9 protein-coding genes are annotated in these 11,723 nt (G+C 66.3%); 4 read left to right on the top strand and 5 right to left on the bottom strand.

The window, feature by feature from the left end; all coding sequences use genetic code 11:
* Window positions 1-20 precede the first annotated feature (20 nt).
* On the top strand, window positions 21-2,822 hold the full coding sequence (locus GV790_RS15465; RefSeq protein WP_163814064.1) for a hypothetical protein: 2,802 nt from the start codon (window positions 21-23) through the stop codon (window positions 2,820-2,822).
* A 5-nt stretch (window positions 2,823-2,827) separates the two neighbouring features.
* Here the strand turns inward: GV790_RS15465 and GV790_RS15460 are convergent, their stop codons facing one another.
* The gene (locus tag GV790_RS15460) at window positions 2,828-4,264 is read right to left on the bottom strand and encodes an amidase (RefSeq protein WP_163814063.1); all 1,437 of its coding nucleotides are present in this window, start codon (window positions 4,262-4,264) and stop codon (window positions 2,828-2,830) included.
* Between the two features lie 152 nt (window positions 4,265-4,416).
* Here GV790_RS15460 and GV790_RS15455 point away from each other — a divergent pair, with 152 nt between their 5' ends.
* Window positions 4,417-5,283: an alpha/beta fold hydrolase gene (locus tag GV790_RS15455; RefSeq protein WP_163814062.1), complete on the top strand. Its 867-nt coding sequence runs from the start codon at window positions 4,417-4,419 to the stop codon at window positions 5,281-5,283.
* 18 nt (window positions 5,284-5,301) lie between these two features.
* On the opposite strand, the gene GV790_RS15450 is transcribed toward GV790_RS15455, so the two are convergent.
* Window positions 5,302-6,180 carry a hypothetical protein gene (locus GV790_RS15450; protein WP_163814061.1) on the bottom strand — a complete coding sequence of 293 codons (879 nt, stop codon included), beginning with the start codon at window positions 6,178-6,180 and terminating at the stop codon, window positions 5,302-5,304.
* Window positions 6,181-6,497: 317 nt separating this feature from the next.
* Between GV790_RS15450 and GV790_RS15445 the strand changes: the two genes are divergently transcribed.
* Both GV790_RS15445 and GV790_RS15440 read left to right on the top strand, forming a co-directional pair.
* On the top strand, window positions 6,498-6,713 hold the full coding sequence (locus GV790_RS15445; RefSeq protein ID WP_163814060.1) for a hypothetical protein: 216 nt from the start codon (window positions 6,498-6,500) through the stop codon (window positions 6,711-6,713).
* An 87-nt stretch (window positions 6,714-6,800) separates the two neighbouring features.
* Window positions 6,801-8,021, top strand: a complete 1,221-nt coding sequence (locus GV790_RS15440; protein WP_256673329.1) for a helix-turn-helix domain-containing protein — start codon at window positions 6,801-6,803, stop codon at window positions 8,019-8,021.
* 128 nt (window positions 8,022-8,149) lie between these two features.
* Here the strand turns inward: GV790_RS15440 and GV790_RS15435 are convergent, their stop codons facing one another.
* The 3 genes from GV790_RS15435 to GV790_RS31745 form a co-directional block, all read right to left on the bottom strand.
* Complete coding sequence (locus tag GV790_RS15435) at window positions 8,150-8,992, bottom strand: hypothetical protein (RefSeq protein WP_163814058.1); 843 nt, start codon at window positions 8,990-8,992, stop codon at window positions 8,150-8,152.
* A gap of 836 nt (window positions 8,993-9,828) precedes the next feature.
* Window positions 9,829-10,524: a hypothetical protein gene (locus GV790_RS15430; protein WP_163814057.1), complete on the bottom strand. Its 696-nt coding sequence runs from the start codon at window positions 10,522-10,524 to the stop codon at window positions 9,829-9,831.
* 171 nt (window positions 10,525-10,695) lie between these two features.
* Entirely contained in the window at window positions 10,696-11,562 is an 867-nt protein-coding gene (locus GV790_RS31745) for an ADP-ribosyltransferase (protein ID WP_163814056.1), read from the bottom strand.
* Window positions 11,563-11,723: the final 161 nt, after the last annotated feature.

Genomic DNA, 11,723 nt, shown 5'->3' with positions numbered 1-11,723 from the left:
GCCGGACCAGGGGAGGGTCGATGGCGAACCAGGACGAGGTCGTCGCGTTTCTCCGGTTGCTGCGTGGGCTGATGGTGCCCGACGAGCGGCCACGGATCCTGCGCACACTGCTGCGCCGGCGTCGTCCGCTGCCGCCGCCCATGGTCTGTCTCGTCTCCGCCGAATCCGGTGCGCTGCTCGAACAGACCTATGAATGGCTGGGCCGCTCCCCACGCCGGGCCGCGCCGCGCGCCTATGTCGACGTGGCGGCTCTGCCCGCCCCCGCGCTCACCCCGGACACCGCGTCGGCGACCCGCTTCGACGGTGAGGAATCGGCCGCGAACTGCCTGCCCGTGCTCGAAGCGCTGAGCCGCCGGTTCATCTCCGACAACACGGCCATGGGCCCCATCGAATTTCCGCGCTACCACGCCGCGGACTGGCTCACCCGCCAGCGTTCCGCGGGCGCTCCGATCGACGCGGCCGAATTGCGTGGCAGGCTGCCCCGGCTGCTGCGGATCAGCCGTCGCGATCCGGAAAGCGATCCCCCGCCCTTCGGCGCGCTCGGCGCCACCATCGAACGGATCGCGCTGGCGATCTGGGCGATCGTGCCGATCGTTCGGCTGTGGTTGTGGGTCAGCGGCATCGTTCCCGGTGTCTCGCGGGAGCCGCGTTGGTTCATGCGTCAGCGTTATCTGGCGCCGGAACTGTCCGACAGCTTCTTGGGTTTCGCGCTGCGCCTCACCGAACAAGGCCGCGAACGGGAAAACCACGAGCAGATCGCCAAACTCCTGGTGCACGCCTTCTTGTCGGATCTCGGTGATGCCTATCGCCGCCGGTTGCTGCGGCCGTCGAGCTGGCGGCGCACCGCGTATCCGGTGGCGCTGCTCGATGGTGTCGCCCATGGTCAAGGCGCGGACCTGCTGCGTTGGATCAACGATATCCGCAACGAAACCGGCAGATTCGACCCGCTCGTGGTGGTCGCCTCGGTCGACCGGGCGCCGTCGGACGAGGAACCCGCGAGCCTCGCCGATCTCGGCCGCACCGCCGGTCCGGCTCGTGACCCGCTGCGACGCTGGCGCGACACGATCGAAGTCAGGCGCCGCAACCGTGAGGCCACCGCCTGGTATCTCCCGCTGCGGATGCCGGACCGGGGCGTCGATGACGACGCCGCTGGACTGGGCGAGAATCATCTCGCTCGGCCGCCCGCCCCACCCTGGGCGGCCCGCCGCTCGGTGGTGGCGGCATTCGCCCTGGTCCCCGTGGTCGCGTTGGTGGCCGCGGCCGCGGTGTACGTGCACCCGCGCGCGGCGGTCGGCTGTACTGCCTGGCCGTTCTGGTCCGGGGTCGGTGTGGCGGTGCGCGACGGCGAATGCGTCGGCTACAGCGACAACGCCCGCCAGGTCTTCGCCGACGACCCCGAACTATCGGAGATGCAGCGAGAGGTGTTCCGGCAGAACGCGATCGCCGACCGCATCCGGCGCGGCAACCCGAAGCGCCCGGTGGTGGCGCTCGTCTACTTCGCCGGCCTCACCTACGCGGACCGCAACATGCGTTATCCGCATGCCCAGGTGGAAGAACTGGCCGGGCTGGTGCTACGCCAACGCAATGCGAACGCGCAGAGCAGCGAGGCCGAGCCACTGCTGCGCATCATCATCGCCAACGGCGGATCCGGGATGCGGCAGGCACCCTGGGTGGTGGACAACCTGCTCAGCGCGCTGATCCGCGAGGATTCCGACGTGTTGGGCGTCATCGGGCTCGACCGCAGCAACGCCGAGACGCGGCGCGCCATCGCGCGGCTGGGTGATCTCGGCGTGCCCACATTCGCCACCACGCTGTCGGCGGACGGGCTGGACGAGGTATCGCCCACATATTTCCAAGCGGCGCCGAGCAACCGTGTGCAAGCCAGGCTCGTCGCCGACTACGTGGCCGGAGCCAGGTTTCCGGAAGGCACGCCGCGCGCGGGTCGGCCCCGCTACGACAAGGTCACCGTGTTCCACCCGGACAATCCCGACGACATCTACGTCCACACCCTGGTGGCCGATGCGCTCGAGGAGTTGCGCGCCCGCGGCATTCCCGCCGCCACCTTCAGCTGGTCGCGGCAGCAGGAGCTCTACGGCTTCCCGCCGCCGTGCGCGCGCAGCGAACCCGACGAGGGCGAACTACTGTTCTTCGCCGGGCGCAACAACGACTTCGGTGCGTTCGTCAACGCCGTCACTCGGGAGTGTCACGCCACCGAATCGCCCCCGATTCTCGGCAACGACGCGGTCACCCGGTTCATCGCCGATCCGGTGGGCAGGCAGGCGATCCCGGCCGGGCTCTCCATTCGCTATGTGGCCAAGGGCGTTCCGGTGATGCTCGCCGGCCCAGGCTGCGTCCGAGGGCGCGGAGTGCTCGGAAAGGAGCGCGTCGGGCTCGAATTCCAAGACCTCTGCGCCTCCCTCGCGGAGCTGATCGAGGATCTGGACCTGTATCGCACGCCCTGGCCGGGCGACCGGACCGGACTGTCCTACGACGTGGCCGGCGCGTTCCTGCAAGCGGTGCGGGCCAACCGGGCCCGGCCGGAGCAATCCTCGGGCAAGATCGTCCTGAGTCGCACCGCCATCGCGCTCGAGCTACGCGGCGCCGACTACACCGGCATCACCGGTGTACTGCGCCTGACCGATTCCCGGGTCGCCGAGGACGCCACCATCGGCGTGCTGCTGGCCGAGGATCTCAGCAGTGACGAGGTGGCGCCGCAGTGCCTGCTCATGTTCGGCACCCCGATCGGCGACATCTCCGGCCGCGGACCGGATGGGTGCCCGGCCGGAACGCACAGCCCGGTCGAGGCCTGGCAACCGCGATGAACCGTTCACCACCAGGGCTCGGGACGATGCCGCTCCCAGTGCAGTTCCGACTCCAGTTGCGCGGCAAGCGACACCAGCATCGGTTCGGTGTCGGCGGTACCCATCAACTGTGCTCCGACCGGCAGCCCCGAGCCGGTGAACCCGGCGGGCACGTTGACACTCGGCCAGCCGAGCACATTCCACGGCCAGGTGTACGGGCAGGCCGCGGTGATGAGGTTGTTGGTGGCGATCACGCCGATGCCGTCGATCTCTTCGGCCCGGGGCGGGGGAGTGGCCGTGGTCGGGGCCAGCACCACATCGAATTCGTCGAAGAATCCGCCGATCCGCCGGTGCAGCAAGGCCTCCGCTTGCCTGGCCGCGAACAACGCGGGCCCGCTCAGCAGCATCCCAGTGCGCACATTGGCCATGGTCCGTGGATCGACCCGGGCGCCGGGCATCCGATCGTGTACCGCGCGGATACCGGCCATCGAGCGCGGAAGGAACGACGCACCCATCAGTAGTCCGTAGTGCAGGTTGCGCACCGTGACCGAATGGCCCAGTCCGCGCAGGGTTTTCGCGATCCGGTGCACGCCCGCCTCGACCTCGGGATGCAGTGCGGTTCTGGTCGCGGTGAACGGGATGTTCAGCGACAGTGCGATGCGCAGCCGCCCCGGATCGCGGCCCACCGCGTCAGTGAGGGTGAGCGGCCGCGGTGTGTGCAGATCGCCCGGGTGCGGGCCTGCCGCCGCGTCGAGCAGCAGTGCCGCGTCTCCGACCGTGCGCGCCAGCGGGCCGTTGACGGTGAGCCCGTTGAACGCCTCCGGGAGCGGCCAGGTGGAGATCCGGCCGCGCTGCGGTTTGATGCCGACCAGGTTCGTCCACGCGGCCGGGATACGCACCGAGCCCGCACCATCGGAGCCCAGCGCGGCCGGAACCAGTCCGGCCGCCACCGCGGCCGCCGACCCGCCCGAGGATCCGCCCGGCGTATACGGCCGGCCCCACGGATTGCGGGTGTGTCCGAACGCGGCGCCGCTGGTGAAGGGCAGTTGCCCGTATTCGCAGGTATTGGTCTTGCCGACGATCACCGCGCCCGCGGCCCGCAGCCGGCGCACCGACTCGGCGTCCACTTCCTTTGGCTCGAAATCACCCATGACGCCGAATGCCGTCGGTTCGCCCGCGATATCGGTGTCGTCCTTGATCGCGATCGGCACGCCGAGCAGCGGCAACCGCTCACCGGCCGCGATCCGCCGGTCCGCCGCCGCGGCCTCGGCCAAGGCCCGCTGACGGCGCACGATCCGGAACGCGTTGAGCGAGGGCTGGGCGGCTTCGATGCGGTCGAGCGCCTCGGTGGTGGCAGCCACCGAGCTGATCGTCGTATTCGCGATGGCCTCGGCCAGCTCGGCCAAGCCGAGGTCGCGCACAGGCGAGCCCGCGCGGTTGATCGTGTCGTCCGGCACCGCCATGTGAGCTCCGTCTCCTCGTTCCTCTGTTGTGCACGGTAGCGCGGATCTGGTCAGTCGTCCAGATTGCTTGCGGGAGCTAATTGCTTCGAGCCATGGACATACATACGGCATGTATGTAACAGTGGCGGTATCCGTACACCAGGGGAGAAATCATGGGAATCAGCCCTTCGCTCGGCCCGGTCCACGACATCGATCTGCCCGCCGGGCGCATTCGCTACCACGAGACGGGCGACGGGCCGCCCGTCGTCTTCGTGCACGGTCTGCTGGTCAACGCCGATCTGTGGCGCAAGGTCGTGCCCGCGGTCGCCGCGGCCGGTCACCGCTGCCTGACCCCGGATTGGCCGCTCGGTTCGCACACCATCCCGATGCCCGGCGCCGACCTCACGCCGACGGGCGTGGCGGCCGTCATCGCCTCGTTCCTGGACCGCCTCGACCTCACCGACGTCACCATCGTCGCCAACGACACCGGCGGCGCCATCACCCAGATCCTGATGACCCGTCACCCCGAGCGCATCGGCCGCGTGGTGCTGGCCTCCGTCGATTGCTACGACAAGTTCCTGCCGCAGCCGTTCACCCTGCTCGCCACCCTTGCCCATCTGCCCGGTTCGATCCGCGCCGCCACCGAACTCCTGCGGATCCGCGCCCTGCACCGGCTGCCGATCGCTTTCGGCTGGGTCGCCAAACATCCCGTTCCCGCCGACATCGCCGACTCCTACCTGCTTCCGAGCCGCACCTCGAAGGCCATCCGCGCCGACGTCCGCCGGTTCTTGAAGTCCGCCACCTCGCGTCACACCCTGGAGGCCGCAAGCAGATTCCCGTCCGTGCGCTTCCCGGTTCTGCTGGTCTGGGCGCGCGAAGACAAACTGTTCCCGGTGCCGCTCGCCGAACGCATGGCCCGCGAACTGCCGAATGCGACATTGCGGCTCGTCGACGATGCCTACACGTTCCTTCCCGAGGACCAGCCGGAAGCCTTGACCGGGCACATCCTCGCGTTCCTCCGCGAGCATGTGGTGCGGTGAGGACGCGTACCCCGGCAGCTACCAGTGGTATTCCACCTGCTGATCGTCGACCGCAACCCCCTGCCGCCGCAGGCTGTCGACCACCTGCGCGGTGATGTGGCGCGGCGGCCGGTAATGGGTGCTGTGATCGGAGATCACCCGGATGACGCCGAATGACGCGGCCAGCTCACCGGCCCCGGCGCATGGTGCGCCGGCCAGGAAGCTGGAGTGGTGGAAGCGTCCGAGGATGTGGTGCGCGGACGAGTAGATGGTGCCGTCGGCGTCCATGACGAAGATCGCCCGCCCACCCTGCGGGGTCCACAGGGTGCGCGCGGCCGCGGTGTCGAAGAGTTGACCGCGGCTGTCGTAGAGGCGGCCGTCCCGGACGTGCAGCCGGTACGGCTGACGCTCCTGCTCGTCGAGGTAGCTGACGTGAGTCCCGTTCCAGCGCCGATTCCCCGGCAGATGTTCACCGACGAACTCCGGTTGGATGGGAGTGGTGCGGTACCGCCCGTGCTCGTCCACCCGCGCCAACAGGGGCGTCACCTGCCGCTGCTCGAGATCGGTGCATTCGATCAGCTCACCCAGCACCTGCGCCGCACCCCGCTCACCGCTCGGAACGAGAATGGCAATGCCTTCGGACTGCGGCCAATACGACGCGACCAACCCGACCTCTGCCCCCGACCGCAACCGCAGCAGCAGAAACGCCTGCCGAGAATCATCGCGCCGCTGAAACTTCCGCCCGAGCACCTGCTCGAGCCGCCACACCGGACGATGCGAAACCCCGATGGCGAGCCCGTTCGCGAACTCCTCGAACCGATCCTCCGGCAGCCATCGGACCGCCGGTTCCGGCCGGGCCCCATCTCCGCGCGCGCCTTCCGGACCACCCCGCCCGTTGTCCCAGTTCTGCATATCCACCCCAGTTCCCTCCACCCGATACCGGACCAGAATCTACCTACCTGGAAATCTGGGCACCGCATCTGGTTCCGTCGGGTTTGTTGGGATCCATCGCGCTACCGAGCAATCGGCCGAATTCAGGACCCGGGGACTGCTTCCGGCCACGTTGTCCTTTCAAGACAAACCCCATCCGAGGCTGCTCCTAGCTTCGATTCGGCCCCGCCGCGGGGTCGATGCCGGATCCCTCCACGGCACACCGGACGACAGTGAGCTGCCGCTGGTGACGTGAGTTCCCCTGCGGCGGGCGCCGCGACCGATTTGCGCAAGGAGGAAGCGGAATGCTCATCGTGCCGTCCGATGCCGAGCCACCCGATGTGCACCTGTCCGTGCATCTGCACGGCATCCGCATGGATTTCGCCGCCCGCCCCGCCGCCGCGGCGGAATTCCTGCGCGACTGGCGGCGCCACCACCATCCCGACACCGCAACCATCGTCCCCGGCAGCGCCGCAGGCCTGCCGCGCCTGCCCAACGAAATTCTGTACACAGAGCCGTGATCGAATGCCTACTCCCCGGACGCGGGCCGATCCGGCGCGTATCGTCGCAGGTAGTCGCCGTCCGGAGGGAGTACGGTCGTGAACGAGATGCCACCCAATGAAGTCGGCCGCAGGTTGCGGGAAATCCGCGCCTGGCGGGGTTTGAGCCTCGAGGTCACGGCAGGTCTGGCCGGGATCAGCTTCGGGTACCTCGGGCGGCTCGAACGCGGGGAACAGGCGCTGTCGAATCGGGGGACGCTGGAGGCGCTGGCGCGGGCTTTGCGGGTAGCGCCGTCGGAATTCACGGGGCGGCCGTGGGAGAGCGGGGACGGGCGCGGCTCGGATGCCTATGCCGGGCTGATGGCGGTCGAATCCGCGCTCGATGCCTACGAAATCGGTGACGATCCAGGCGGAGTCGCACGTGATTGGCCGTTGGTGGCTGCCGACTTGGATCGTCTGCACGATCTGATTCAGGCAGGTGACTACGCGCAACAAGCAGCGTTGGTGCCAAAGCTATTGGCGGAGTTGCACATCACCTATTGCCGTGGCACGGCTCCGCGCGAAGATGTCCTGCGGGGAATGATCACCAGCTACAGCTCCGCCATGTGGGTGACGAAGCGTACCGGCGGCCGTGGTCTGCCACTGCTGGCCGCGAAGGCGGCACAGCAGTGCGCCGAACTCTTGGAATCCCCGGCCTGGTGTGGATTCGCGACCTGGCTGCGCGGCGATGCGACCGGTGCGCTCGCACGGCCCGAGCAGTACCGCCGGGCAGTCAATATGGCCGACCGGTTGACCGGCGATCTCGACGACCACAACGTGATCCAGGCCTACGGAATGCTGCATTTGTCTGCCGCCCTTGCGGCAGCGGTTCAGGCAGACCGAGACACCGCATACACCCATCTCGACGAGGCGAGCGAAGTCGCTGCCCGGATGGACGACGAGGTCGGCACCTTCGGCCGAATGTGGTTCGGCCGAGCGAACGTCGGTATCTGGCGTGCGACGATCGGCCTGGAGTTCGGCGAAGGCGCCCGGGTCGCCGAACAGTCGAAAGATGTCCACGTCGATGCCATACCGAGCACCGTCCGCCGCGCCGAGTACTACGGCGAAATCGGGCGCGCGCTGCTGTCGGAACCGAAGACTCGTGAGCAAGGGTTGGCGACGTTGCTCAGGGCCGAAGAGCTTGCGCCGCAGCGGGTTCGCGCCGACGTCTTCGTCCGCGAAGCTGTCGCCGACCATCTACGCACTGCGCGGCGTGACGCCGGCGGGCGAAATCTGCGGGGGCTGGCGTGGAGGTTGGGGATCGCGCCGGAGGTCGCTGCTCAGCACTGATCGATTGAATCCGTCACCGATCAGTAGGTCGCTGGTTCGGCCGGCTGGTCCGGTGCTGATCCCTCATGGCCGGGCATGATGGTGCCGCGCCCGGGAGCCGGCGTATTCGATACGGCCGAACACGCCGGTCAGTATTCCTCGGCGACCTTCCGCAGCTCTCCGAGTGAGGGAGCCACCCCTTCCGGCGCGTCCGGTTCGATCCAGCCGGAGTACTCGTCGTAGGGGAATCTGCGGCAGTAGCGGATGGCGTCGACGGGGTGGCGGCCTGCGGCGTAGCACTCGCTGAGCCGGATGACCCAGCGTCCGCGGCCGACGATGCCCTGATTTCCGGCGTATCGAAGCGGCAGGTATCCGGCGGCCCGTTCAGTCGTCGATGCCCAGAGGAAGGCGACGACTTCGCCATTCTTGGTGACCGGAATGAAGTGAACAGGCGTAGATGTCTCCCCAGCGTATGTGGGAGGGTTCGCGATGTATGGCGTGCTCCATCCTTTGGATCGGTCGACTGGTGTGCCGCTAGGGAATTCGCCGTCCTGAACCCACGGTCCTTCGCCGATGGGCGGGCCTTCCGGATTGAGCTGGTCCCATAGTTCTTGCTTGCTGTTGGATCGCTTTACAACGGCATCCGCTGGAATTCCACCGCATCGCGGATCTTCCGGCCATCCGATCCAATGTTGAATTGCCTGCTCGGCCCTGAGCTTGTTCCGGTAGTTCTCGATGAGACGCTTTTCCCAGAACGATGCACAGGTGAGATTGTCGGGGTCGGCGGATATTTTGCGCATGTAGCCAGCGGCCTCGACGCCAATGCCCGCCCACAGGTGGCCCATCAATGTCCCTCTCCGGAGAATAGGGAGATAGATGATCGGCCGCCGAGTCCATGCCGCGTAAGCATTCTCGAAATGTGGAGAATGTGGAAACGGCGGGCCGTCTTGACGATCGTCGGGCCCGTAGGTGATTTGGGGTCCTGAGTTCATTGCCGATTCTTGCCGTTCCGATTCATCTGTTCGCGAGGGCCTTCAGGTCATCGAGCGTCGGCGCGATGAGTTCGCGGGCGTCGTTGGGGATTTCGCCGGAGAGGAAGTCGGGTGGGTAGTTGCGGCATTGGCGGAGTGCGTCCAGTGGGGGGTCCGGCGGCGTAGAAGTCGGACAGGCGTAGGTGCCAGAGGCCTGCACCAGCTCGTGCCTGTTGACCGGCGCCGGCGACCGGCAGGTAGTCGGCGGCGTTCTCGGTCGGCGACGCCCAGAGGTAGGCAATGAGGGCGCCGTCCTTGATCACCGGCAGATATTGGACAGACGACGTTGCTCGTTTCGCATAGGTCGGTGGGGTCGCCATGGCGGGTATGCTCCACCCCTTTGAACGGTCTACCGGTGTGCCGCTGGGCAATTCGCCGTCTTGTATCAATGGTCCGTCGCCTATCGGTTCCGCGTCTGGATTGAGCTCCGCCCACATGTGTTGTAGTGAGGGTGTCTTCCGCTCGACGGCCGATGCCGCGATGCCGCCGCACCGCGGGTGCTCAGGCGCACCGATCCACTGTCGTATCGCGACCAATGGGTCGAGCCCTTGTCGGTAGCTCTTCGACAACCGGTCGAACCAGAAGCTGAGGCATGTCAGATTGTCGGAATCGGCGGCGAGGCAGCACTCGTAACCGGCAGCATTGCTTCCGATGGCGGCCCAAAGGTAGCCGATCAATCGGCCCCCGCAGGTGACGGGTAGATACCGTACTGGTTTCCGGGTCCAGCTCTCGTAGCTGACTTCGTTCCAGGGTTGCATCACACCTTCAGCTGTACCTGTGGATGTTGAGCACATGGCTCATTCATTGGCAGCCTCACGAAGTTCAGCCAGCGACGGTGCGACGCCTTCGGGTGCGTCTGGTTCGATCCAGCCGGAGTATTCGTCGTAGGGGAATCTGCGGCAGTAGCGGATGGCGTCGACGGGGTGGCGGCCTGCTGCGAAGCAGTCGCTGAGTCGGGCGAGCCACAGACCGCGCCCATTGATGCCTTCCAGACCGGCGTACCGGAGGGGTAGATAGTCCGCTGCCTGCTCAGTCGGAGACGCCCACAAGAACCCTACGACCTCCCCGTTCTTGGTTACCTCGAGAAAGTGAACGGGTGTCGATGTCTCGCCTGCATAGGTAGGAGGGTTGGCGACATGTGGTGCACTCCAAATTCTGTCCGGACCTGTTGAAGTACCGTCAGGAAATAGGTTGTCCTGAATCAATGGGCCTTCTCCCAAGGGTGGTCCCTCAGGATTAAGCTGACCCCAGAGGGTCTGCATGGAACTCGCCTGCAGGACTGTTGTGCCCGCGGGTACGCCGCCGCATCGCGGATCTTCGGGATGCCCTACCCAGTGCTGTATTGCCTGTTCAGCGGTGAGTCTGTTCCGGCAGTTTTCGTTCAGGCGCGCTTCCCAGAACGTCTCGCAAGTGAAATTGTCGGGATCGGCGGAAATTTTCCGCATATGGCCTGCGGCGTCGACTCCCTTACCCGCCCACAGGTATCCGATCAATGTACCTCTCCGGAGGATAGGGACATAGACGACTGGCTGCCGGGTCCATCCCGCGTATGAGTTCGAGAATTGTGGAGAAGGTGGAAAGGGTGTGGGGTCTTGGTGGTGGTCGCCCATTCGATGCTCCTAACCGGATTCTGAGTGAGTGTCGACGTCGTCCGATCGGTAACGCTACTGCCCTGGTGGTATCACCCGTGCCCTGATCAAGTAGCGCACTCCCGTGTATCGATCGCCGGATGGGTTCTCGATGACCTCGGTGATCTCATACTGGATGCCGCGTTGCAGAATCAACTCCCGCTGATCGGGGTACCGACTTCGCGCGCCCATCCATCCGGCGTGTGTGCCGGCCGGGACATCGAGTTCCATGCGGATAGGGCCATCGAAGTGAGCGGGAGGTCTAGCTCCGAGACTGGACGACATGAATCCGGTCTCCGTTTGTCTGGTCCCGATGAGGAGGCGAGCATCGCCGCTACCCAGTTCGGTGCCGAGGTTATCGATCGTCATGAAACTGATGTCTCGTAGTCCGCGTACTACCTCCACGCGCTCGGGTAGCGGCCGAGTCAGCGCGCGGTCGAGTCCCGCACAATGTGCATTCAAAAGGTCGGGTGTGATGGGTCGACCGAAGTCGTGAGTCATCTGCCTGATCGCTTTGGAATTATCCCATATCTCTTTCGCCCGCCGGCTCGGGCTTGGAGACGCCAGGATGGATTCAATAATCCTCCGCTGTTCCGGTTGCAAATCATGACGATTCGCCAGGGCATGGAGCTGGTCGTTGGACGGTGGATTGTTCGGATCGGTCAGTGCGGACAGATTCTGGAAGTAGTGCTGGTCTCGGTGCAAATCGTTCAGCCATTGCCAGGGATTCGGGTGCCGCAGGAAATTATTGATCCAAGAATTAACCGTGTATTGGTACAACTCGCGGAATTCCGGCGCAGGCATCCCGTCGCGGGTTCGTCCGAGGACCTGCTCGCCATACCAGTGTCCCTCAGCATCCGAGCTGAAGCGGCGCGCGGGCGGGGTGGGATGTGACCAGGCCACCGCAGGGCTGTGGCTCGGAGAAGGCGTTGCGGAATTTCTCCAACCGCCGAACCATCGCTTCCACCGGCTCGGGCGCGGCGGCGGTGTGGCACTCGGCGGTCGTGTGCCAGCGGGGTTTACGGGAATTGGGGCGTGGGCTGCGGCGGGTGGTGTCGGCCGCG

Origin of the sequence: Nocardia cyriacigeorgica (assembly GCF_010858045.1) — a bacterium.
Classification (GTDB): Bacteria; Actinomycetota; Actinomycetes; order Mycobacteriales; family Mycobacteriaceae; genus Nocardia; species Nocardia cyriacigeorgica_E.
This window is presented reverse-complemented; position numbering and strand designations above follow the sequence as displayed.

What these genes read in the sequence shown, in the direction of transcription:
- GV790_RS15460 (WP_163814063.1), bottom strand. Translation starts at nt 4,264, where the DNA reads ATGGCGGTGCCGGACGACACGATCAACCGCGCGGGCTCGCCTGTGCGC.
- GV790_RS15465 (WP_163814064.1), top strand. Translation starts at nt 21, where the DNA reads ATGGCGAACCAGGACGAGGTCGTCGCGTTTCTCCGGTTGCTGCGTGGG.
- GV790_RS15435 (WP_163814058.1), bottom strand. Translation starts at nt 8,992, where the DNA reads ATGAACTCAGGACCCCAAATCACCTACGGGCCCGACGATCGTCAAGAC.
- GV790_RS15445 (WP_163814060.1), top strand. Translation starts at nt 6,498, where the DNA reads ATGCTCATCGTGCCGTCCGATGCCGAGCCACCCGATGTGCACCTGTCC.
- GV790_RS15455 (WP_163814062.1), top strand. Translation starts at nt 4,417, where the DNA reads ATGGGAATCAGCCCTTCGCTCGGCCCGGTCCACGACATCGATCTGCCC.
- GV790_RS15440 (WP_256673329.1), top strand. Translation starts at nt 6,801, where the DNA reads ATGCCACCCAATGAAGTCGGCCGCAGGTTGCGGGAAATCCGCGCCTGG.